This is a genomic window from Luteimonas abyssi, assembly GCF_001482195.1.
GTDB classification, from domain to species: Bacteria; Pseudomonadota; Gammaproteobacteria; order Xanthomonadales; family Xanthomonadaceae; genus Luteimonas; species Luteimonas abyssi.
Window position 1 is genome coordinate 1,607,119 of the sequence record NZ_KQ759763.1, and the last position, 23,000, is coordinate 1,630,118.

At 68.7% G+C, this 23,000-nt stretch carries 21 protein-coding genes and 2 tRNA genes; 9 read left to right on the forward strand and 14 right to left on the reverse strand.

Annotated features, from left to right (window positions below; all coding sequences use genetic code 11):
* Nucleotides 1-49 precede the first annotated feature (49 nt).
* From RG19_RS06630 to tadA, 5 genes are all read left to right on the forward strand, one after another.
* Complete coding sequence (locus RG19_RS06630; protein ID WP_058834591.1) at nt 50-733, forward strand: XAC0095 family protein; 684 nt, start codon at nt 50-52, stop codon at nt 731-733.
* Between the two features lie 310 nt (nt 734-1,043).
* Nucleotides 1,044-1,427 carry a helix-turn-helix domain-containing protein gene (locus tag RG19_RS06635; RefSeq protein WP_058834592.1) on the forward strand — a complete coding sequence of 128 codons (384 nt, stop codon included), beginning with the start codon at nt 1,044-1,046 and terminating at the stop codon, nt 1,425-1,427.
* A complete protein-coding gene (locus RG19_RS06640) occupies nt 1,424-2,731 on the forward strand; it encodes a type II toxin-antitoxin system HipA family toxin (RefSeq protein WP_058834593.1) in 1,308 nt (435 codons plus the stop codon). The genes RG19_RS06635 and RG19_RS06640 overlap by 4 nt, the downstream gene beginning before the upstream one ends.
* Before the next feature lie 77 nt (nt 2,732-2,808).
* Nucleotides 2,809-3,333 (forward strand): hypothetical protein, encoded by a 525-nt coding sequence (locus tag RG19_RS06645; RefSeq protein ID WP_058834594.1) that lies wholly within the window; start codon nt 2,809-2,811, stop codon nt 3,331-3,333.
* A 33-nt stretch (nt 3,334-3,366) separates the two neighbouring features.
* Nucleotides 3,367-3,909, forward strand: coding sequence for a tRNA adenosine(34) deaminase TadA (gene tadA, locus RG19_RS06650; protein WP_082672528.1), 543 nt, complete (start codon nt 3,367-3,369; stop codon nt 3,907-3,909).
* A gap of 85 nt (nt 3,910-3,994) precedes the next feature.
* Here tadA and RG19_RS06655 read toward each other — a convergent pair whose 3' ends face one another.
* Nucleotides 3,995-4,489, reverse strand: coding sequence for a DUF2721 domain-containing protein (locus tag RG19_RS06655; RefSeq protein WP_058834595.1), 495 nt, complete (start codon nt 4,487-4,489; stop codon nt 3,995-3,997).
* Nucleotides 4,490-4,564: 75 nt separating this feature from the next.
* On the opposite strand from RG19_RS06655, the gene orn reads away from it, so the two are divergent.
* On the forward strand, nt 4,565-5,122 hold the full coding sequence (orn, locus tag RG19_RS06660; RefSeq protein ID WP_058834596.1) for an oligoribonuclease: 558 nt from the start codon (nt 4,565-4,567) through the stop codon (nt 5,120-5,122).
* A gap of 82 nt (nt 5,123-5,204) precedes the next feature.
* On the opposite strand, the gene ppsA is transcribed toward orn, so the two are convergent.
* Nucleotides 5,205-7,589, reverse strand: coding sequence for a phosphoenolpyruvate synthase (gene ppsA, locus RG19_RS06665; RefSeq protein WP_058834597.1), 2,385 nt, complete (start codon nt 7,587-7,589; stop codon nt 5,205-5,207).
* A 112-nt stretch (nt 7,590-7,701) separates the two neighbouring features.
* Between ppsA and ppsR the strand changes: the two genes are divergently transcribed.
* Entirely contained in the window at nt 7,702-8,541 is an 840-nt protein-coding gene (ppsR, locus tag RG19_RS06670) for a posphoenolpyruvate synthetase regulatory kinase/phosphorylase PpsR (protein WP_058834598.1), read from the forward strand.
* A 107-nt stretch (nt 8,542-8,648) separates the two neighbouring features.
* Nucleotides 8,649-9,137, forward strand: a complete 489-nt coding sequence (locus RG19_RS06675) for a DUF1249 domain-containing protein (protein ID WP_058834599.1) — start codon at nt 8,649-8,651, stop codon at nt 9,135-9,137.
* Nucleotides 9,138-9,160: 23 nt separating this feature from the next.
* Here RG19_RS06675 and RG19_RS06680 read toward each other — a convergent pair whose 3' ends face one another.
* The 4 genes from RG19_RS06680 to RG19_RS06695 all read right to left on the reverse strand — a co-directional run bounded on the left by RG19_RS06680 (nt 9,161) and on the right by RG19_RS06695 (nt 11,541).
* On the reverse strand, nt 9,161-9,775 hold the full coding sequence (locus RG19_RS06680) for an SAM-dependent methyltransferase (RefSeq protein ID WP_058834600.1): 615 nt from the start codon (nt 9,773-9,775) through the stop codon (nt 9,161-9,163).
* Complete coding sequence (locus RG19_RS06685; protein WP_058834601.1) at nt 9,772-11,133, reverse strand: APC family permease; 1,362 nt, start codon at nt 11,131-11,133, stop codon at nt 9,772-9,774. Before RG19_RS06685 ends, RG19_RS06680 begins: the two co-directional genes overlap by 4 nt.
* 210 nt (nt 11,134-11,343) lie before the next feature.
* Nucleotides 11,344-11,419, reverse strand: a tRNA-Glu gene (locus tag RG19_RS06690).
* 46 nt (nt 11,420-11,465) lie between these two features.
* Nucleotides 11,466-11,541 (reverse strand) — tRNA-Ala (locus RG19_RS06695).
* Between the two features lie 229 nt (nt 11,542-11,770).
* On the opposite strand from RG19_RS06695, the gene RG19_RS06700 reads away from it, so the two are divergent.
* Nucleotides 11,771-12,907 carry an MFS transporter gene (locus RG19_RS06700; RefSeq protein ID WP_058836458.1) on the forward strand — a complete coding sequence of 379 codons (1,137 nt, stop codon included), beginning with the start codon at nt 11,771-11,773 and terminating at the stop codon, nt 12,905-12,907.
* A 326-nt stretch (nt 12,908-13,233) separates the two neighbouring features.
* Here RG19_RS06700 and RG19_RS06705 read toward each other — a convergent pair whose 3' ends face one another.
* The 8 genes from RG19_RS06705 to RG19_RS06740 form a co-directional block, all read right to left on the reverse strand.
* A complete protein-coding gene (locus RG19_RS06705) occupies nt 13,234-14,385 on the reverse strand; it encodes an aldo/keto reductase (protein ID WP_058836459.1) in 1,152 nt (383 codons plus the stop codon).
* A 182-nt stretch (nt 14,386-14,567) separates the two neighbouring features.
* On the reverse strand, nt 14,568-16,232 hold the full coding sequence (locus tag RG19_RS06710; RefSeq protein ID WP_058834602.1) for an ABC1 kinase family protein: 1,665 nt from the start codon (nt 16,230-16,232) through the stop codon (nt 14,568-14,570).
* Between the two features lie 102 nt (nt 16,233-16,334).
* The gene (locus RG19_RS06715) at nt 16,335-16,535 is read right to left on the reverse strand and encodes a hypothetical protein (protein WP_058834603.1); all 201 of its coding nucleotides are present in this window, start codon (nt 16,533-16,535) and stop codon (nt 16,335-16,337) included.
* A 214-nt stretch (nt 16,536-16,749) separates the two neighbouring features.
* Complete coding sequence (locus RG19_RS06720) at nt 16,750-17,151, reverse strand: fluoride efflux transporter FluC (RefSeq protein ID WP_082672531.1); 402 nt, start codon at nt 17,149-17,151, stop codon at nt 16,750-16,752.
* On the reverse strand, nt 17,148-18,494 hold the full coding sequence (locus RG19_RS06725) for a replication-associated recombination protein A (RefSeq protein WP_274377958.1): 1,347 nt from the start codon (nt 18,492-18,494) through the stop codon (nt 17,148-17,150). Before RG19_RS06725 ends, RG19_RS06720 begins: the two co-directional genes overlap by 4 nt.
* Nucleotides 18,495-18,601: 107 nt before the next feature.
* Nucleotides 18,602-19,228: an outer membrane lipoprotein periplasmic chaperone LolA gene (gene lolA, locus RG19_RS06730; RefSeq protein ID WP_058834606.1), complete on the reverse strand. Its 627-nt coding sequence runs from the start codon at nt 19,226-19,228 to the stop codon at nt 18,602-18,604.
* A gap of 104 nt (nt 19,229-19,332) precedes the next feature.
* Complete coding sequence (locus tag RG19_RS06735) at nt 19,333-21,708, reverse strand: DNA translocase FtsK (RefSeq protein ID WP_058834607.1); 2,376 nt, start codon at nt 21,706-21,708, stop codon at nt 19,333-19,335.
* A 113-nt stretch (nt 21,709-21,821) separates the two neighbouring features.
* Nucleotides 21,822-22,889 carry an alanine dehydrogenase gene (locus RG19_RS06740; protein WP_058834608.1) on the reverse strand — a complete coding sequence of 356 codons (1,068 nt, stop codon included), beginning with the start codon at nt 22,887-22,889 and terminating at the stop codon, nt 21,822-21,824.
* Nucleotides 22,890-23,000 lie beyond the last annotated feature (111 nt).

Genomic DNA, 23,000 nt, shown 5'->3' on the forward strand with positions numbered 1-23,000 from the left:
CCGTCCACAGCCGTGGACGGGCACTTCATGGAATGGAGGAGAGGCGACGATGTCGAAGTTCGAAATGGATGATGAGGACACGGTGGGCTACTTCCTGCCCGAGGACAGCCAGTTCCGGCTGAAGAAGCTGCGCGAGCACATGGATTTCCTGTCGCGTGTGGCGCAGCCGCGTACGGCGAACGAGGACGACGAGTACGTCCCGGACATCCGCGCCGGCGAGGTGGCGGTCTGCCTGGAGTTGCTGGGCGAACAGGTGGAACTGGTCCTGGATGAGGTGACGTATCCGGCCACGCGCGAACTGTCCGCAGCGCGCTCCGCCGCCCACGCGCACGAGGATGAAGACGAGGACGCGGAAGAAGACGATGCAGACGCGGGCGACGACAGCCGCGTGCATGCAAGCGCCGCGGACGCGCCGACACTGCGCTTCGGTGTGACGCTGGACCAGATCGACGCACTCAACCGGCTGCTCGAACTGATCTCGGCGCATGGCGATGTGGTGTCTGTCGGCGAGATGGCGGACCACGCCACGCAGACGATGCCCGTCATGGGCCACGCGATCTTCGATCACGCGGCCGAGGTGCGGAAGATCCTGCTGCAGGTGGAGCACCAGCGCATCGATGGCGGCGCGCCACGTTCGAACCGGGTGCGCGAAGCGCCGGTTGCTTACGGCGTGCTGCCTGTGCGCAGCGCCTTGAGGCACGTCCAGTCGCCTGTCGGCGTTCGGCCGCACTGATCGCGCTGCCGGCATGAGAGCGGACAGGCATGCCGTCTGTCCGCTCTCGGATAGGGAGCGACTCGGTCGATGCGACGCCGATGCTGGCCGCGCTGGCGTGGCTGCGGCCGAGCTGGTGTTGCCGGCCGACGCGGTGCGGGCGCTCGATCGCATCGGCACGAGGCGTTGGTCCCGGCAAGCGTTTAGGGGTCTTATATGAGCCCTTGGGCGCAAAATAATTGATAAGAGATCATAAGTGATCTCTTGACATGGCTTCATATAAGCTCTTATATGATCCCCAAGGTGCGATTTTGCGCTCAAGGGTGCTGATATGAGCCGCTATCTCGAAAACGCGACGGCATCGACGGAGGCCGTCCAGCGCGCTCTCGGCGCTCGGCTCGCCGGCCTGCGCCTGGGCCGCAACCTGACCCAGGCGCATCTGGCCCGTGAGGCGGGGGCGTCGGTCAGCAGCATCAAGCGCCTGGAGGCGGGCGAGAACACCTCGGTGAACACGTTGCTGCGGGTGCTCGCGGTGCTCGGCCTGGACGGGCGCTTGCTGGACAGCCTGCCGGATCCGGCCGTGCGGCCGGTCGAGCGGGTCCGGCACGGCGGCCGCGAGCGCCGCCGCGCGCGCGAAACGCAGGCGCCGCCCAAGGCGACGGACTGGGCCTGGGGTGACGACGGCGATGGCGACGCCGGGGAGACGGGCGCGTGACCGATGCGACCGTCCGGCTCTGGGGACGCGATATCGGCGCGGTGAGCTGGCTGGCCGAGCGCGGGGTCGCGGCGTTCCAGTACATGCCGGAGTTCGTCGACAGCGGCATCCAGCTGGCGCCGGTGGAGATGCCGCTGCGTGCCGAGCCCTACGAGTTTCCGGGCCTGCCGCGGGAGGCTTTCAAGGGCCTGCCCGGCATGCTGGCCGACGCGTTGCCGGACAAGTTCGGCAATGCGCTGATCGATGCGTGGCGGGTGGCGCAGGGCCGGGCGGCCGGTACGTTCAATCCGGTCGAGCGGCTGTGCTACATCGGCACCCGCGGCATGGGCGCGCTCGAGTTCCATCCGATGCTGGCCGGTGGGGCGGGGCGATCGCGCCCGGTCGACATCGATGCGCTCACCCGCCTGGCCAACGACGTGCTCGATCACCGCGGGCAACTGAGCGGGGTGCTGGGCGGCGAGGACGACCAGGAAGCGCTGGAAGACATCCTGCGCGTGGGGACCTCGGCCGGCGGCGCCCGCGCCAAGGCGATCCTGGCCTGGAACCCGCAGAGCGGGGAGTTCCGCTCCGGGCAGGTCAAGGCGGGGGAGGGGTTCTCGTACTGGCTGCTGAAGTTCGACGGCATTTCCGGCAATCGCGACAAGGAACTGGCCGATCCCCAGGGCCTCGGCTTGGTGGAGTACGGCTTCCACTTGCTGGCCGTGGCCGCCGGGATCGACATGAGCGAATGCCGCATCCACCGCGAGGGGGGGCGGGCGCACTTCATGACCCGTCGCTTCGACCGCACGGCCGGCGGCCGCAAGTTGCACATGCAGTCGCTGGCGGCGATGCGGCATTTCGATTTCAATGCGGCCGGCGCGTACGCGTACGAGCAGGCGGTGGAGACCATTCGTGGGCTGGGTCTGCCGGCGCTGGATGTCGAACAGCAGTTCCGCCGTGCGGTGTTGAACGTGTTGATCCGCAACCAGGACGACCACGTCAAGAACATCGCCTTCCTGATGAACCGCGCGGGCGAGTGGCGGCTGTCGCCGGCCTTCGACGTGAGCTACGCCTACAACCCGGACGGCAGCTGGACCCACCAGCACCAGATGAGCCTCAACGGCAAGCGCGATCATTTCGAGCTCGACGATCTGGTCGCGTTCGGCGTGTTCTGCGGCTTCAAGCCGCCGCGGGCGCGGGCGGTGATCGACGAGATCCACGCGCAGGTCACGCAGTGGATGCGGTTCGCCGACCAGGCGGGCGTCGACGAACGCATGGCGGCGGCGATCCAGCGCAGCCTGCGGTTGGGCCTCGTCGGCCGATGACGGCCCACACCGCTCCGGCGGCCCGTTCACCCCGGCCGTGCGACGCTGCGGGCCTCTGACGCGAACGACCTCCCGGTATGCAGATCGAACTCCTGTCGCTGGCGACATGCGCGTGGCGTCCCGAACCCGCCACCCGGCCCGTCATCGTCTACCGCGGCGCTGCGCAGGGCGCGGACCGCGAGGGCACGGCCTCCGCGTTCGAGCGCCGCTTCGCCGCGTGCGGCTGGCCGCCGGAATGGCGGGCCGGCGTCTTCGACTATCACCACTACCACGCGTCGACGCACGAGGTCCTCGGGATCGCGGGCGGGTGGGCGCGCCTCCGGCTGGGCGGGCCTGACGGCATCGAGGCGACGCTGTCGGCCGGCGACGTGCTGGCGCTGCCCGCCGGGACCGGCCATTGCCGGCTGGAAGCGTCGGCCGATTTCCTGGTGGTGGGCGCCTATCCGGCCGGGCACGCCTACGACCTGGCCACGCAGCCGCCCGATGCGGCGCTCCGCCGACGCATCGGGCAGGTACCGGTTCCCGCGCAGGATCCGCTGCAGGGGACGCCGCGCGACGACGACACGCGGACGCTTCCGCGGCTCTGGGCGGTCGACGGCTGAGCGGTGCGTCGACGGGCGGGGGATAATGCGCCGATGCAGCACGACGCCCCTCCCCAAGACGACGCATCTCCCGCCGGTCCGCCGCCCGGTACGTCGGACAGCGATGTGCACTGGATGCGCCGGGCGCTCGCGCTGGCCGATCGCGCCGAGCGCGAGTTCGACGAGATTCCGGTGGGCGCGCTGCTGGTGGCCGCCGACGGCACCGTGCTGGGCGAGGGCTGGAACCGCAACATCGGCGATCACGATCCGTCGGCGCATGCCGAGATCGTCGCGATGCGCCGGGCCGGGCAGCAGTTGGGCAATCACCGGCTGCTGGGCACGACGCTCTACATCACGCTCGAACCCTGCGCGATGTGCGCGATGGCCGCGGTCCACGCCCGCGTGGCGCGCGTGGTCTACGCCGCCGCCGACCCGAAGACCGGTGCGGCCGGCAGCGTGTTCGATCTGTTGCTCGATGCGCGCCACAACCACCGGGTGGAGGTGACCGGCGACGTGCTGGGCGCCGAAGCGGGGCTGCGGCTGACGAACTACTTCCGTCGCAAGCGCGGGCGTGCGCCGCTCGACGCGCCGGGCTGAGCGCCGCTGCCTCGCGGACGCCGATCGTCAGGGGAAACCCCCGCGGGAGCGTGGATGGGCCGGCGGCGACGTCCAGCCGTTCGCGTCAGCCGCCCGCCGCTTCGGCCGGTGGCCGACGCAGCCGATGGGCGCGTGCGTGCGCGTCGTCCATTTCGTGGTTCACCGCGGCGACCGCCAGCGAGGCCTCGCGCGCGAGCAGCACGCTCGACGTCAGCATCGCCAGCACGCCGAGGACCGCGAGCACGGTGGGCAGATGCTGGAGATGGCCGAGGAACGCATCGCCGGCGACGCTGAGGCTGGTGCCGACGAAGCAGCTGATCGCCACGTACAGCAACTGGCTGGCGCGCAGGATCAGGCGGCTGCGCGTGCGCTGCAGGGCGATGCGCGCCTCGATGATCTTGCGGTCTTCCGGATCCTGGTTGTCGGCCAGTTCGCGCATGAGGTTGCGCGCGCGGTCGATCACGCGCGCCAGGCGCGCGTTCGCCGAGGTCAGCAGGCCGGCGGTCGCGGTGAGGAAGAACGCCGGCGCGAGCATGGCGGTCAGGATCGCGTACTGGCCGAGCGAGACGGGGTTGGGCATGGGACAGGGCGGGGCGGCGGACCGGGGTGGGCTATGATGCGCCGTCATGCATCAAGACGCGAACACGAGGTGAGGATGGAACACGCGGGCGAAGGCCGACTGATCTGGATCGACCTGGAAATGACCGGCCTGGATACCTACCGCGACGAGATCCTCGAGATCGCGACGGTGGTCACCGATGCTGACCTCAAGATCCTCGCCGAAGGGCCCGCGTTCGCCATCGCGCAACCGCTGGACCGGCTCGAAGGCATGGACGAATGGAACCGCACCCAGCACGGGCGTTCGGGCCTGTGGCGGCGCGTGCTGGAAGAAGGCGTGTCGTTGGCCGAGGCCGAAGCGAAGACGCTCGACTTCCTGAGCGAGTGGGTGCCCGAGCGGGCGTCGCCCATGTGCGGCAATTCGATCTGCCAGGACCGGCGCTTCCTGCACCGCCAGATGCCGGCGCTGGAGCGTTACTTCCATTACCGGAATCTCGACGTGAGTACGGTCAAGGAACTGGCCCGTCGCTGGGCGCCCGGGGTGTTCCAGGGCGTACGCAAGCACGCGGCGCACACCGCGCTGAGCGATGTGCACGACTCCATCGCCGAGTTGCGCCATTACCGCGGCCACATGGGCGATTTCGCCAGGCGCTGACGGCGCCGGAACCCGATGAACGAACGGGCCGCCCTGGATGGGGCGGCCCGTTGCCGTTACGCGTGTGCGCCGACGCGGTGCGTCAGCCGGCCTTCTTCTTGGCCAGCCGCAGCCAGGTGTCGACCACGGTGTCGGGGTTGAGCGACACCGACTCGATGCCCTCGGCCATCAGCCACTCGGCCAGGTCGGGGTGATCGCTCGGCCCCTGGCCGCAGATGCCGACGTACTTGCCCTTGGCCTTGGCGGCCTGGATCGCCATCGACAGCATCTTCTTGACCGCCGGGTCGCGCTCGTCGAACAGCCCGGCGACGATGCTCGAATCGCGGTCCAAGCCCAGGGTGAGCTGGGTCATGTCGTTGGAGCCGATCGAGAAGCCGTCGAAGATGTCGAGGAACTCGTCGGCCAGCAGCGCGTTCGAAGGCACCTCGCACATCATGATGATCTTCAGGCCGTCCTCGCCCTGGGTCAGGCCGTTGCCGGCGAGGACCTCGATGACCTTGCGGCCCTCGTCGAGCGTGCGCACGAACGGGATCATGACCCACAGGTTGTCCAGGCCCATCTCGTTGCGGACCTTGAGCACTGCGCGGCATTCCAGCGCGAAGGCTTCGGCGAACGACGGGTCGACGTAGCGGCTGGCGCCGCGGAAGCCGATCATCGGGTTCTCTTCCTCGGGCTCGTACTTCTGCCCGCCGATGAGGTTGGCGTACTCGTTGGACTTGAAGTCCGACAGGCGCACGATCACCGGGTTCGGCGCGACCGAGGCGGTCAGGGTGGCGATGCCCTCGGCCAGGCGGTCGACGTAGAACGACACCGGGTCGGCGTAGCCGGCCATGCGCGCGTCGATCGCGGCCTTGGTCTTGGCGTCCTGCTTGTCGTACTCCAGCAGGGCCTTGGGATGCACGCCGATGTGGCTGGCGATGATCATCTCCAGCCGCGCCAGGCCGATGCCGGCGTTGGGCAGCAGGCCGAAGTCGAACGCGCGCTCCGGGTTGGCGACGTTCATCATGATCTTCAGCGGCGCTTCGGGCATCGAGGCGAGATCGGTGGTGGTGCGCTCGAACGGCAACTCGCCCTCGTAGATGTAGCCGGTGTCGCCCTCGGCGCAGCTCACGGTGACGGGCTGGCCGTCCTGGATGGTCTCCAGCGCGTTGCCGGTGCCGACCACGGCCGGGACGCCCAGCTCGCGGGCGATGATGGCGGCGTGGCAGGTGCGGCCGCCGCGGTTGGTGACGATGGCCGCCGAGCGCTTCATCACCGGCTCCCAGTCCGGGTCGGTCATGTCGGCCACCAGCACGTCGCCGGGCTGGACCTTGCTCATGTCGTCGAGCGAGCGCACCACGCGGGCCACGCCGCTGCCGATCTTCTGGCCGATGGCGCGGCCTTCGGTGACGACCTTGCCGCGTTCGCCGAGCGCGTAGCGCTCGATCTGGGTGGCATGGCCGCGCGACTTCACCGTCTCCGGACGCGCCTGCACGATGAAGAGCTTGCCGCTGACGCCGTCCTTCGCCCATTCGATGTCCATCGGGCGCTTGTAGTGCTTCTCGATGGTCAGCGCCTGGCGCGAGAGCTCGTGCACGTCCTCGTCGGACAGCGAGAACTTGCCGCGCAGGTCGGCGGGCACGTCCTCGTTGCGCACGCGCTCGCCGGGTGCGTCGGAATAGACCATGCGGATCTGCTTGGCGCCCAGCGAGCGGCGCAGGATCGCCGGCTTGCCCTTCTCCAGCGTGGGCTTGTAGACGTAGAACTCGTCGGGGTTCACCGCACCCTGCACCACGTTCTCGCCGAGGCCGTAGCTGGCGGTCACGAACACGACGTCGCGGAAGCCGGATTCGGTGTCGAGGGTGAACAGCACGCCGGCCGCGCCGACATCGGAGCGGACCATCAACTGCACGCCGGCCGACAGGAACACGTCCTCGTGCTTGAAGCCGTGGTGCACGCGGTAGGCGATGGCGCGGTCGTTGTAGAGGCTGGCGAAGACTTCCTTGACCTTGTGCACGACGTCGTCGGCACCGGTGACGTTGAGGAAGGTCTCCTGCTGGCCGGCGAACGAGGCGTCGGGCAGGTCCTCGGCGGTGGCCGAGGAGCGCACCGCCACCGCGATGTCGCCGCCATCGCCGTCGCCGGCGTTCTCGGCGCAGAGTGTCTTGTAGGCCTCGCGGATGTCCTGCTCGAGCGCCGGCTGCAGCGGAGCGTCGATCACCCAGCCGCGGATCTCCTTGCCGGCTGCGGTGAGTGCGGGCACGTCCTCCACGTCCAGCGGCGCCAGGCGGTCGAAGATGCGCTGGTGCAGGTCGTTGTGGGCGATGAAGTCCTTGAAGGCATCCGCGGTGGTGGCGTAGCCGCCGGGGACGGAGACGCCCAGTTGCGCCAGATTGCCGATCATTTCGCCGAGCGAGGAGTTCTTGCCACCGACCTGGGCCAGGTCGTCGAGTCGCAAGTCGTGCAGCCAGAGGATGTTGGCGCTCAAGGGGGCTTCTCCATGGGGATGATGGGCGGGCGGGCCGGCATCCCGGGAAAAACGGGGACGCGCGTCGCGGATACCGGTATTTTAGCCCCGACGCATCCAGCGCGGAGCATGCATGACCGACGACACCACCACGCCTCCGATCCGACCGGTGTTCTACGTCTCGGACGGTACCGGTATCACCGCCGAGACCATCGGCCACAGCCTGCTCACCCAGTTCGTGGGCTTCCGGTTCGTGACCGACCGGATTCCGTTCGTCGATACCGCCGACAAGGCGCGCGAGGCGTGCGCGGAGATCCAGCGGGCAGGGGAGGCGCACGGCACCCGCCCGATCGTGGTCAGCTCCTGCGTGGATCCGACGATGAACGGCATGCTGGCCGAGAGCGGCGCCCTGATCCTGGACGTGTTCGCGCCGTTCATTTCGCCGATGGAGGTGGAACTGGGCGTGGCGCGCGAATCGCGGGTGGGCCGCGCCCACGGCATGGTCGACTTCGACACCTACCACCGCCGCATCAACGCGATGAACTTCGCGCTGACCCACGACGACGGCATGGCGATCAACTACGACGAGGCCGACGTGATCCTGGTCGCCGTGTCGCGGGCGGGCAAGACGCCGACCTGCGTCTACCTGGCGCTGCACTACGGCCTGCGCGCGGCCAATTACCCGCTGACCGAGGAGGATCTGGAGTCGGACCGGTTGCCGCCGCGCCTGCGTCCCTACCGCAGCAAGCTGTTCGGGCTGACCATCGACCCGCAGCGACTGCACCAGATCCGCCAGGAGCGCCGGCCGAACTCGCGCTACGCACAGATGGAGACCTGCAAGCGTGAGGTCTCGGCGGCCGAGACGATGTTGAGGATGGAACGGATCCCGGTGCTGAGCACCACGTACACGTCGATCGAGGAGATCTCGAGCCGGATCCTGGAGGAACTGAACCTCAACCGGGAGATGTTCTGAGCGGGCGACCGACAGGCTGAACCTGCAGCGCGAACCCTGAACGTTAGGCCCCGTGCGCGGCGCCGTCAATGCTGCCCGCGCGCCGATCCCGCGTGTAGGATCGAGGCATGTCCCACGTCACGTTGCGCAATCCCCGGATCCCCCGCATCGGCCGTTTCGGCTGGCTGATGGGGTTGTACGCCGAGAACCACACGCGCCTGGTCCGGCTGTTCGAGCCGGGCGATCTCGCCGTCGGCGCCTACGTGTCGTCGATCGGCGATGGATTGGACGTGCGGCTCGACGTGCTCGACCAGCATCCCTATACCGCCGAGCTGCGGCTGTCCTACGCCTTGACCGATCCGGTGACCGGCGAGCCCGACCCTTCAGCCTATCTGCGCCTGTACCGCGATGCGCGGCAGGTGGAGGCCACGCACTGTTATGTCGGGCGACGCTGGCAGGACGTGATCGGCATGTTCCCACCGCCGGCCGAGGTCATCGGCCACCGGATGCGGATGAACACCTTCCTCGGCAAGTGGCTGCAGTATCTGGCCGAGCGCGGTCACGGCGTGGCGACCCTGCACGCGGCGGACGCCGAGGCGCCGCTGGCCGAGGCCTGAGCGGCGCCTCGCCGCCGGGGCGATCAGCGCTCCGGAACGGTCCAGAGATAGATCGTGCTGTTGTCGACCTGTTCGGTGCGTTCCGGCGCCCACTCGTTGGCCATGTCGAAGGCATGGCTGACGATCCGCGTGCCCGGCCGCAGCTCGCTGAGCAGCTTCGGTCGCAACTTCACGTTGAGGCTCTGCAGCAGGTACAGGGTCACCACCGTGGCCTCGCTGATGTCGGCCTCGAACAGGTCCTCCTCGCGGAAGGTCACCAGCTCGGTGACGCCGGCCTGTTGCGCGTTCTCGTTGGCCTCGGCGATGCGGGTGGGATTGATGTCGATGCCGATCGCGCGGATGCCGTGCTCGCGCGCGGCCGTGACCGGAATGCGGCCGTCGCCCGAACCCAGGTCGTAGAGGACGTCGTTCGGGCCGACCTCGGCCAGGGCCAGCATCGCATCGACCACCGGTTGCGGCGTCGGCACGTAGATCACGTCGGGTTCGCGGGGCGGGCGAGGGCTTTCGGCCACCGGATCGGCCGGCATGGCCTCCGCGGCATCTTCGTTCGCGACCGGCTCGTAGGCGTCGATGGCCTCCTGGGCGCAGGCCATCAGCGGCAGGCAGAGCAACAGACTGGCGAGGGGCTTGAGTGTCATGAGGTCGGTTCCTGTGGGACTTGCGAAGGTTTGAGGAACAGCAGCAGTACACCGCCCAGTGCCAGGACGCCGACGCCCACGAGGGCGCCGATGCCGGTGTAGGCGAGGCTGGAGTACAGTAGGTACACGCTGGTCGTACAGAACAGCAGGGGCAGGACAGGGTACAGCGGGACGCGGAAGGGGCGGGGCAGGTCCGGATCGCGCCGGCGCAGCACGAACACCGACACGCCCACCAGCAGGAAGAACAACCAGAACACCGGCGCGGTGTACTCGACCGCGGTGCGGAACCCGTCGATGGCCGATGCCGCCAGGCCGACCAGCAGCAGCGACAGCACGCCCTGGACCAGCATCGCGGTGCGCGGCGTGCCGTGCCGCTGGTCCCAGCGGCCGATGAAGTCCAGGGCCGGGAAGTCGCGTCCCACCGCATAGACACTGCGGGCGCCGGTGATCATGGTGGCGTTGGCCGAGGTGAGCGCCGCCGCGACCACGATGGCGCTCATCAGCGTGGCCCCGGTGGGGCCGAACACCGCGGCCATCATGTCGGCCGCGACCGCATCGGAGTCGGCCATGCCGTCCATGCCCAGCACGCGCAGGTAGGCCAGATTGACCAGCACGTACAGCGCGGCGATGACGATCAGGCTCAGCACCAGGATGCGCGGCATCCAGCGGCGCGCATCCCGGACTTCCGCGGTGATGTACACGGCCTCGTTCCAGCCGCCGTAGGTCAGCAGCACGAACACGAGGATCAGACCGAGCGCATTGCCGTCGGCGCCGGCGGTCGACACCGTGGCGACGCCCTCGGGCGCGAACAGCAGGCCGGCGGCGATGATCAGCAGCACGCCCGCGATTTCCACCGCGGTCAGCACGTTCTGTACCGTCGTGCCCTGGCGGACGCCCCACCAGTTCACTGCGGTCAGCACGGCCACGGTCGTCGCCGCGTAGATCGACGACGACCAGGGACCGAGATCGAACAGCTGCTGCATGTAATCGCCCACGACGTACGCCAGCAGGACGATGGAGCCGGTCTGGATGACCGTCATCCGCGCCCAGGCGTAGAGAAAGGCGGGACGGCTGCCGTAGGCGCGACGCAGGTAGACGTAATCGCCGCCGGCCTGCGGATAGGTCGTCGCGAGTTCGGCGTAACAGAGCGCACCGACGATCGAAAGGGCGCCGCCCGCGAGCCAGGCCAGCAGCATGACCGCCTCGCTGGATGCGGCACCGGCCACCAGCGAGGGCGTGCGGAAGATGCCAGCGCCGACCACGATGCCGATGGTGATCGCGAACGCGGCGGCCGTCCCGAGCGTGGCGCGCGGCGCAGGCGTGGCGGCAACGGCCGACGCGTCGGCTTTCGAACTCATGGCGCTCCGGATCGCGTGAGGCACGCGATGCGCCGGAACGCACCGCGGGTCTGGACAGCCGAGATTAAGCCGCCGACGCATGCCCGTAATGTGAATACGAACGAACCATGCGCGATCGTGGTGAGCCGGGCGGTATCTGCCACCGCCGCGCCGGCAGCGTGCAAAACGAAAAACGCCCGCGTCTGCGGGCGTCTTCGGCACTCGATGAATTGGCGTCCCCACGGGGATTCGAACCCCGGTCGCCACCGTGAAAGGGTGGTGTCCTAGGCCTCTAGACGATGGGGACGCTGTGTCGCAAGCGTTGTCTGCACCGGCCTGTGGTGCTTGAAATTTGGTGGAGCCAGGCGGGATCGAACCGCCGACCTCCTGCATGCCATGCAGGCGCTCTCCCAGCTGAGCTATGGCCCCGTGTGTCTCGGGAGGCGAGATTCTAAGGACGTCTTCGCAGTTGCGCAACATCTTTTTCATGCGGATGACGAATTCGTTCGCTGCCGGTGGCGTACAGCGTCCTCGGCGTCGCCGTGTCGCGCGATGCCGGCACGCTGCGTCGAGCGTGTACGGCTGGCACGCGCGAGCGCCATGCGGCATCGTCTCCGCGCGCGCCAGCGCCGACTACCGCATCGGATACGTGCCCCTCATGTCATCGCCTCGAACGCAGCAGCGCGCCACGCGCGCCGCTTTCTTCATCCCGGGTCTGCTCATCGCCGCCTGGGCACCGATCGTGCCGTTCGCCAAGGCGAGGGCAGGGCTGGACGACGCCGCGCTGGGCCTGGTGCTGTTGTGCCTGGGCACCGGATCGCTGCTGGCGATGCCCGCCGCCGGCGTACTGGCCACACGTTACGGATGCCGCGCGATCATGCTGGCGAGCGTCGCGGTGATGGTGTGCACCTTGCCGGCATTGGCGGCGACCTCGACCGCATGGAGCCTGGGCGTGACGTTGCTGCTGTTCGGTGCGGCCATCGGTGCGATGGATTGCACCATGAACCTGCAGGCGGTCGCCGTCGAACGCGACGCGGGCCGCGCCCTGATGTCCGGATTTCATGCGTTCTACAGCATCGGCAGCCTGGTCGGCGCCGTCGTCGCGACCGTGCTGCTGGGGGCCGGCGTCGGCGTGCTGCCGATGACGCTGGCGATGGCCACGGTCGCCGTTTCGATCGCGGCGGTCGCCGCCACGGCGTGGTCCGCGCGACGTGCGCCGCATGGCGCACCGGCGCTCGCGATTCCCAAAGGCGCGGTGATCGCGATCGGCGCGGTGTGCTTCGTGACGTTCCTGGCCGAGGGCGCCATGCTCGACTGGAGCGCGGTCTTCCTGCACGAGCTGCGTGCAGTCGACGTGTCGCACGCCGGTTGGGGCTTCGTGGTCTTCAACATCGCGATGACGCTGTCGCGGCTGCTAGGCGACCGGATCGTGACCGCGCTCGGGCGACCGGCGACGGTGCTTGCAGGCGGACTCGTCGGCGCGCTGGGACTCGCGTTCGCGACCCTCGGCCCGGGGCTGTGGTCGTCGCATGTCGGCTATGCGCTGCTGGGCCTGGGCTGCGCCAACATCGTGCCGGTGATGTTCACGCTGGCGGGCCGGCAACGGGCGATGCCGGAGAGCATCGCGATTCCGGCAGTGACGACACTGGGCTACGCAGGCGTGCTGCTGGGCCCGGCGGCCATCGGTTTCATCGCGCACGGGGCGTCGTTGGCGGCGGCATTCGTTTTGGTGGCGGGGTTGCTGATGGCGGCGGCGGCGCTTGGGGCCAGGCTGGCGAGGCCTGGCGCGGAGTGAGTTCTGGAAAGACCTGGGACTGAGGCTATCTGCCTGTTACATAATCAACATTATGCGAAGTCATCTGTCAGGCTTGGTGCGGCCCTGTCTCAACCTCTTGCGATGCTCCTGACTGGATGCCTCGTCAATACAGCTCGTCAATCCAGTCAGCCGCTCGGGTCCAAGCACGTGGTGCTGCTGGCCGTTGTCGGCGCGCCGCGACGTCGATCCGTTATGCCGCTGCGTGAGCTCGCCTCACGCTCCGGCACACCGGCTTCAGGACCGACTGATGGCCCAGCGGTCCTGTCCGACTCCAACGTCCAGCTCGCTTGCAAGTCGAGCAAGCCTTACGACGCGGACGGCACCGGCGCATCCTGCGCGATCAGCCGTTCGGACTTCAGATCCCGCCAGAAGCCGTCCGGAATCCGCACCCGCATCGACGCCGCGTTCGCCTGCGCCTGCTCGGCCGTGCGTGCGCCCGGGATCACCGACGACACCACTTCCGGCGCCGCTGCGAACTGCAAGGCTGCGGTTCGCAGATCGATGCCGTGCGCATCGGCGATGGTCTGGACACGTTGCCGCTTCTCCGGCGCCCAGTCCGGCACGCTGCCGTCGTAGAGATACCGGTCGCGACCTGCCAGATAGCCGGCCAGCAGCGGCGCACCGACGACGACGGATGCGCCATGCGCCGCAATGGCCGGAAACGTCTCGTGCAGGGCCTGCTCGTGGTCGAGCAACGAGTACTGGCATGCGAGCAGGAAGATGTCGGGGTCGGCTTCCTGCACCGCGCGCAATGCGGGCTCCGGCCGGTTGACACCGAATCCCCAGGCCTTGATCAGCCCTTCCTCGCGCATGCGGGTGAGTTCGGGCATGGCGCCCTTGGCGGCTTCCTCGAAACGTTGCGCCCATGGCATGCCGAGATCTTCCTCGTTGTCCGGCGAAAGGTCGTGGATGAAGACGATGTCGATCCGCTCGATGCCCAACCGCTGCAGGCTGTCCTCGATCGACCGTCGGGTCCCTTCTGCGCTGTAGTCGTAGCGGTAGTCGAACGGCGATGGCGATTGCCACATCGTGTCCGGCACGTCCGAGGTCGCGGTCAGCAGACGGCCGACCTTGGTCGAGAGGACATAGCTGTCCCGGGGATGGGCGTGCAGTGCGTGACCGAATCGACGCTCGCTCAGTCCCAATCCGTACCACGGCGATGTATCGAAGAAACGCGCACCGCTGTCGAGTGCGGCCTCCAGTGTCTGTTGCGCCTGGGCATCGGTGGCGGGCGCGAAGCCGTTGCCGATTGCGACGCCCCCCAGTCCGAGCAGGTGCGGGGGCCGGTAACGTCCCTGCCCCGCGTCGTGCCGGGCGTCCGCCAGCGAACGTTCGCCGATGTCGCCTCGCGTCGGGAGCACGCTGCCGGGGCCGGCCGTGCCGGCGAACAACGGGGCGGCGGCCAGTGCGGCACCGCCCATGGCGGCGTGCGAGAGAAAACGACGACGTGGCAGCATGGCGGACTCCTGTAGGACCGTCATGCATCCGCGCACGCGGCCCGGCCGATGTGGGGGATCCCCAGTGTGCGCGCGGCCGCGTGCACGTCCCGTGGCCGTCTGCCGTCGAACGGACGGGCCGCTCGCACGACGCCTCAGATACCTGCGGCTCTGGCGATGGCGGACCGGCGGCTGCGGCGGCCCTACCCCAACGGTCCGCGTTCCTCAGGGGGGCGCACCTTGCGGTCCGACAGCAACGCCGAGACCACGAGGGTGACACCGAGGGTGGCGGCGAGCACGAACAGGATCAGCGCGAACGCCGGATACCCGAACAACGTGTGCGGTGTCTCGACCCTCGCGAGCATCGCCGCGCCGACCACCAGCGAAGCGGTGATCACGCCGGTGGAAATCCGGTTGGCGATCTTCTGGAGGCTCTCCATGAGGTGGGATTCCTCGAGCCCGCCCAATTGCACCCGCAACTTGTTGTCGGCGATCAGCGACAGGATGTCGGCGACCTTGCGCGGCGCACCGCGCAGGATCTGCTGCGTCTCCAGTGCCTCCATGCCGAGGTGACGCGGCGAAAGCGAAGCGCGCAGGCGTTTGCGCATGAGTCCATAGGTATGGCCCTCCACCACCGCCTTGACGTCGAGCTCCGGATCGAGCGCGCCGCAGACCGCTTCGAGGTTGAGCATGGTCTTGCCGAGCAGCGTGGTCGCCGGCGGCATGCGCAGGCTGCAATCGGTGCCGATGCGCGCGAGTTCGAGCAGCAACCTGCCTTCCGAGAGCCCCAAGCGCTCGGAACGCACCGCATAGCGGGCGACCAGTTGCGACACCTCGTGGACGTAGCGGGCCTCGTCGAACCGCTCCAGACGGGCGCTCATGGCCATGGCTTCGGACGCGACGTCCTCGCCCCGGCCGTCGACCGCGGCGAGGACGAGCTTGAGCAGACGCTCGCGCTGGCGCGGCGGCACGTGCGCCACCATGCCGAAGTCGAGCAGCGCGAGGCGCTGGTCGTCGGTGACCAGCACGTTGCCGGGATGCGGATCGGCATGGATCTCGCCGTGGACGAACACCTGGTCCAGATAGCCGCGCAGCAGTGCGGCCGCGAGCGGGCCGTAGTCGTGCTCGGTCCGCTGCAGGCCGGTGATGTCGGTCACCTTGGTGCCGCGCACGTACTCCATCGTCAGCACGCGATGCGAGGTGTAGTCCCAGATCGGTGCGGGCACGAACAGCTCGGGATACGGCTCGAAACGGTGCCGGAAACGCTCCAGGCTTTCCGCTTCGTCCAGATAATCCAGTTCGGCCAGCAAGGCGCGCTGCATCTCGCCGACGATGTCGACGAAGCGCATGCGATGGCCGATCGAGGTGAAGCGGTCCGCGCCACGGGCGAAGCGGTCGAGCACCGCCATGTCGGCCTGGATGAGGTCGGACACGCCGGGACGCTGGATCTTGACCGCGACCTCGCGGCCGTCGTGCAGCGTGGCGAGATGGACCTGGGCGAGCGACGCCGCCCCCAGCGGCTGTTCGTCGAAGGTGGCGAACGCCTTGCTCATGCGCACGCCGAGCGATTCCTCCAGAAGCGGTTTGAGCTCCAGGAAGTCCACCGGCTGCACGTCGTCCTGCATCCGCCGTAGCGCATCCAGATACACCGGCGCGACGAGATCGGTCCGGGTGGACAGGGATTGCCCGATCTTGACGAAGGTCGGCCCCAGGCGTTCGAGGTCGTCGACGAAATCCCGCGCCTTGGCGGCATCGCCCGGTCGCGGCCTGGACCCACCGCCGAACACGCCGGCGCGGTAGTACTTCAATGCGAAACGCATGATCCGCGAGGAGCGATCGAACGCTCCCGGGGACTCGGAAGATCCCATGCTGCTCCCCTCTCCTGTTCTTGCGCCGGCCGAAGACCGACGGGGATCAGGGTGGCAGCGGTTTCGTGAACGGGGCGTACCGGCCCTGGACGCCGGAAGGGTTCAACCCAGACGCCAGAACGCGTGCACCATCGCCCGGGACCGCGGCCAATCGCCGGGACGGTCGCGCTCCCAGAGTGTACGGATCAGGGGTTCGATGTCCGCCCAGGCGTGTCCCGGGTAGACATCCCTGGCCTCGCGGGCATACAGCGCGCCCAGTTGCCGGTTCGGAATCGCGGAGAGACGGATCTTGCGGGTCGTCATCGGACGGCCCTCCGGAATCGAATGGATTCCCCCTGTTGGACCCCAGTATGGACACGTTATGGGTCGATTTCATGACCGTCCGTCGCAAATCGGCCCATCGAGCGCCTGCGACGCCACCGCATCCGCGCCCCTCGGTGACGGTCCCGGGACGGCGCAGCCCCTGCGGCATATGCAGGCCCGGTCGCACGCGTCGACGCGCTGCCGCTGCCGTCGGTCAGGGGAGACGCCCCGGCCACAGCGCCTTGCCGAGGCGCCAGCCCAATGCGACGGCCGCCACCCCCAGGCCGACGTGCGCGGCCAGGGTGGCGCCGGCCAGCAGCCAGCGTTCGGCGCGCAGGAGTTGCCAGAGTTCGAGTCCGAGTGCGGAGAAGGTGGTCAACGCGCCCAGGACCCCGGTGATCAGCAACGCACGCCAGAACGCGGGATCGGCACGTTGTTCTATCCAGACCAACAACAGGCCGGCGAACAGGCAGCCGATCACGTTGACGATCAAGGTCGCGGCGGGCAGTCCGCCGATGCCTCCGCGGACACAGGCGAGATTCGCACCGAAGCGCAACAACGCCCCCGTTGCACCGCCTGCCGCCACCGCGATCGCCTGTGCGAACAGGGGATTCATCCGTCCTTCCCCTCTTCCTCTGCCTTCTGCCCTTCGCCACGCGCCTGCGCTCGCGCCGCACGCAGGCGGTCGAGCTTCTCGCCGAGCTTGAGTTCCAGGCCGCGCGGCACCGGCCGGTAGTAGACGCGCTCGCCCATCGCATCGGGAAAGCCGGTCTGGTCGAGCGCGACGCCATCTTCCGCGTCGTGGTCGTACTGGTAGTCCTTGCCGTAACCGAGTTGCTTCATCAGCCTGGTCGGCGCGTTGCGGAAATGCAGTGGCACGTCCTGCGTACCGAGACTGCGCACGTCGGCGCGCGCCTGGTTCCAGGCCGCATAGCCGGCATTGGATTTGGCGGTGCTGGCCAGATACAGCGTGAGTTGCGCGAACGCCAGCTCGCCTTCCGGGCTGCCGAGCCGATCGTAGGTCTCCCAGGCGTCTATCGCCATCTGCAGGGCGCGCGGATCCGCCAGGCCGATGTCCTCGACCGCCATCCGGGTCAACCTGCGTGCCAGATAGGCCGGGTCGCACCCGCCGTCGAGCATCCGCGCCAGCCAGTAAAGCGCGGCATCGGGATTGCTGCTCCGCACGCATTTGTGCAGCGCCGAGATCTGGTCGTAGAACTGCTCGCCGCCCTTGTCGAAACGGCGTGTCCGGTCCGCCAGCACCTGCAGCAAGGTCTGCTCGGTGATGCGCCCGCCTTCGTCGGCCGCCAACTCGGCGGCGATTTCCAGCAAGGTCAGCGCCCGGCGCACGTCGCCGTCGGCAGCGCCTGCGATCTCGGCCAGGGCGCTGTCTTCCACCGCGATGCCCTCCCCCCCCAGGCCGCGCGTCTCATCGGTCAACGCGTGACGCAGCGCCTGCTCGATATCGGCTGCGGACACCGCCTCGAGCACATGCACCCGGCAGCGCGAGAGCAGTGCCGAGTTCAGTTCGAACGACGGGTTCTCGGTGGTGGCGCCGACGAACACGATGCTGCCGCGCTCGATGTGCGGCAGGAACGCGTCCTGCTGGGCCTTGTTGAAGCGATGCACCTCGTCGACGAACAGCACGGTGCGCTGCCCGCCTGCGAATCGCTGTCCCGCTTCCGCCAGCACCTGGCGGACCTCCGGCAGGCCGGACAGCACCGCCGAGACCGCGCGGAACTCGGCGTCGGCATAGCGCGCCAGCAGCAGCGCGAGCGTGGTCTTGCCGCAGCCGGGAGGCCCCCACAGGATCATCGAGTGGATGCGTCCACTCTCCACCGCGCGCCGCAACGCGCTGCCGGTCGCGAGCAACCGTTTCTGCCCGACCATCTCGTCGAGCGTGCGCGGGCGCATGCGCTCGGCCAGAGGCCGCAGCGCCTCGTTGTCGCGGCTCAGCAGATCCCCGCCGGCGGGGGGTTGGAACGTCGTCTTCCTGGGCACGTCGGCATTCTACCGGTCCAGTCCCCTGCTCCGCGGCTCCGTCCCGCCCCCTGGAGAGACCGAGGTTACTCGCCGATCACGTCCACGCCTTCCGCAGGCGTGTAGCGGAAGGTGTCCGCCGCGAACGAGGGATTCTTCTGCCAGTCGCTGAAGGCGATCTCGGTGCGCTGGCCGAGCGCGTCCACCACGTCCATGCGTGCCAGGCCGTTGCCGTCGAAGCCCAGGCGCGCGGACTGGAAGCTCGCATCCTGTTCGCGCTTGGGCGTGAGCGTCATCCACTGCAGGCCGTCGCTGGCCGCGGCTTCCTGGCTGACGTCGAAATCGCGATCCAGGCGGTCCGGATCGGTCAGGGTCGCCAACGGGCTGTTCTGTTCCTCAGGCCCCTGCGGGCGCACCGTCACCTGCTCGAGATCGGGGTCGTAGACCCAGACCCGCTGGCCGTCGGCGACGATCAGCTGCGGATAGGGATTCTGGTACTCCCAGCGGAACAGGCGCGGCGCGGACAGCGCGACCCGACCGCTGGAGCTTTCCCGCACGCGGCCGTTGCCGTCGAACACGCGCTGGGTGAACTGACCGTCCAGACCCTTCAGATCCCGGGTGAAGCCCTGCAGGGCGTCGCGGGCGCCGGCGAATGCCTGGGCGGACAACAGCAGCGAAGACGCAACGGCGGCGGCGATCAGGAAACGGCGCATGGACTTCAGATCCGGAGTTCGTTCGATGTGCGGAGTGTGCCCGGAGCGACCTGAACGGGCGAGCCCTGGCTGCGCGGTCACGCGAAGCCACCCGCAGGCCGTCGTCACTTGGGTGGCGGCGGCGCCAGGACGCTGCGGTCGCCGTTGTGCTCGGGCGGACTGACCACGCCGGCGGCTTCCATCGCCTCGACCAGGCGCGCGGCGCGGTTGTAGCCGATCTTCAGCCGGCGCTGCACCCCGGAGATCGATGCGCGCCGGGTCTCGGTGACGATCTTGACCGCTTCGTCGTACAGCGGATCGCTCTCGTCGCCACCACCGCCGCCGCTTTCCGGGAGACCGGTCGCACCGACGACGGTGCCGTCGCCCATCGTCTGCACCTCGTCGAGCACCCCCTGGATGTAATCCACCGGGCCGCTCTGCTTGAGCTGTTCCACCACGCGATGGACTTCCTCGTCGCTGACGAAGGCGCCGTGGACGCGTTCGGGCAGCGCGGTGCCGGGTGGCAGATACAGCATGTCGCCGTTGCCCAGCAGCGATTCCGCGCCGGACTGGTCGAGGATGGTCCGCGAGTCGATCTTGGAGCTGACCTGGAACGCGATGCGGGTCGGGATGTTGGCCTTGATCAGGCCGGTGATGACGTCCACCGACGGCCGCTGCGTGGCCAGGATCAAATGGATGCCGGCCGCGCGCGCCTTTTGCGCCAGACGGGCGATCAGTTCTTCCACCTTCTTGCCGACGATCATCATCATGTCGGCGAATTCGTCGATGAAGATGACGATGTACGGCAGCGGCTCCAGCGGCTGGGCGACCTCGTCGATCTCCGGATTCGGCTTGAACAGCGGATCGAGCAGCGGCTGTCCGGCGTCCTGCGCGTCCTTGACCTTCTTGTTGAAGCCGGCCAGGTTGCGCACGCCGACCGCACTCATCAGCTTGTAGCGCCGCTCCATTTCCGCCACGCACCAGCGCAGGCCGTTGGCGGCCTCCTTCATGTCGGTGACCACCGGCGCCAGCAGGTGCGGGATGCCCTCGTAGACGCTGAGCTCCAGCATCTTCGGATCGATCATCAGCATCCGCAGGTCCTTCGGCGTGGCCTTGAACAGCAGGCTCAGGACCATCGCGTTGACCGCCACCGACTTGCCCGAACCGGTCGTACCGGCCACCAGCAGGTGCGGCATGCGGGCCAGGTCGGCCACCGTGGAGCGGCCGCTGATGTCCTTGCCCAGCGCCAGGGTCAGCGGGCTGGCGGACTTGTCGTACTCGCGCGAGCGCAGCAGCTCGCTGAGGTAGATCATTTCGCGCCGGGTGTTGGGGATCTCCAGGCCGATCACCGATTTGCCCGGGATCACGTCGACCACGCGGACCGATTTCACCGACAGGCCGCGGGCGATGTCCTTGTCCAGCGAATTGATCTGGCTGACCTTCACGCCCGGTGCCGGCTCCAGCTCGAAGCGGGTGATGACCGGGCCCGGCTGGGCTTCCTTCACCTCGACCTCGATGCGGAAGTCCTTGAGCTTGAACTCGATCTGCCGCGACAACGTCTCCAGCGTCTCCTCGTCGTAGCCCTTGGGCTGCGGCTTGGGGTCGTCGAGCAGCGACAGCGGCGGCAGGCCGCCATCGCCGCCGCCGGTCCCGACGAACAAGGGGATCTGCTGTTCGCGCTTGGCGCGCTCGCTGCGTTCGGCCACCGGCGGCGCCACCGGCGGTTCGATCCGGACCGGGGCGCGCTTGGCGCGCTTTTCGGTCTCGACCTTGCGGACTTCCTCGCGTTCCTCGCGCAGTTCGCGGGTCTTGCGCCAGTCGCTGGCCTGCTTGCTGCTCCGGCGCAGCAGGTCCGGCAGCTTCAGTGCCCAGCCGCCGATGCGGTCCATCACCGCGAACCAGGACAGGCCGGTCGCCAGGGTCACCGACACCAGCACCAGCGCCAGCAGGAAGAGATTGCCGCCCACCGGGCCGAAGCCCGCGAACAGCGAATGACCGACCAGGCGACCCAGGATGCCCCCGCCGCCCGCGGAGAGGTCCGCGACGTTGGGCATGCGCAAGGCCAGCAGCCCGGTCGCCGAGAACAGGAAGCCGACGATCCCGACCAGCCGCAGTGCCGGACCCAGGTCGGCCCGGCTTTCGCCGGCGTCTTCCCGGCCGAGCCCGAACATCGCGATCCAGGCGACCGCGCCGAGCATCAGCGGCAGCAGATAGGCGATGAAACCGAACAGGTGCAGGAGCACATCCGCGATCCAGGCACCGACCGGGCCGCCGACGTTGTTGAGCGGCGCGGTCACGCTGCCGGAGCGCGACCAGCCCGGATCGTCGGGCGAAAACGTCAGCAGGCTGGCGAACAGGTACAGCAGCAACGGTGCGATCAGGATCAACGCGATGTCGCGCCACAGCCGCTGCCGCCGGGGATTGGGCACCTTGGCGGCCGCATCGGCGGATGCGCCGGTGCGGGGACGTTTGCTGCTGCGTTCCTGGAGGGGTCGAGCCACCGTGTGTCGTTACCTGAGATACCCGTTGCAGGGCATTGATCTTACGACAGAAAGAGCGCGCTCACCACGGCCGTGATGGGCGGGCCGGCGGGCCGGCGCCGCCCAACGGCGTCTCAGAGCTTCATGCCCTGCAGGGCGGGATGGACGAGCTTGCCGCCTTCCACGTTGATGCCGCGCACCAGCGCGGCGTTGTCGCGCCACTCGCCCGAGGCCAGCTTGTTGACCCAGGGCAGGATCGCCGCGCAGATCGCCTGCGAACTGGTCTGCGGCACGGCGCCGGGCATATTGGTGACCGCGAAGTGGGTCACGCCCTCCTCCACGTAGGTCGGCTCCTTCCAGGTGGTCGGACGCGAGGTCTCGAAGCAGCCCCCCTGGTCGATGGAGATATCGACCACCACGCTGCCGGCCTCCATCTGCTTCAGGTGCTCGCGGGTCAACACGTGCGGGGCGACCGCGCCGGTGACCAGCACCGCACCGATCACCAGGTCGGCCGCGGCCACCTCGCGGGCGACCACGTCGTCGTACGGATACAGCGCGGTCACGTTCGCGCCCAGCGCCATCATCTGCGCCATCCGGTCCTGGCGCTTTTCGAACACCACGACGTTAGAGCCACCCGCCGCCGCCAGTGCCGCCGAGTTGCCGCCGGCCGCGCCGGCGCCGAACACCACCACCTTGCCGCGCTCGGTGGACGGCAGGCCGCCGAGCAGCTTGCCCTTGCCGCCCTCGGGCAGGTGCAGCAGATGGGTACCGACCTGCACGCCGATCCGGCCGGCGATCACCGACATCGGCGCCAGCAACGGCAGATCGCCGTTGTCGAGCTCCACCGTCTCGAATGCGACGCCGGTCAGGCCGATGTCGAGCAGGCGACGGGTCAGGTCCGGCAACGGCGCCAGGTGCAGGTAGCAGAACAGCAGGTGATCCTTGCGCAGGTGCTGCAGATCGCCTTCGATCGGCTCCTTCACCTTCACGATCAGTTCGCCCTTCTCGTACAGGGCCGCCGCATCCGGGGCGATGTTCACGCCCAGACGGGCGTAGTCGTCGTCGCTGAAACGCGACTTCTCGCCCGCACCGGTCTCGATCCAGACCTCATGGCCGCGGTTGACGAGATCGCCGGCCGCAGCCGGCACCAGGGCCACGCGGCCCTCCAGGGTCTTGGTTTCCTTCGGCACGCCAATGCGCATCGCCACATCTCCACGTCTGCTCGCCGGCGCTGCCGGCGGTCTCTTACGAAAAACCCGCACTCGGAAAGTGCGGGCGGTTGCATCGGCGTCGCGGTGGGGACGCGGGCCTGG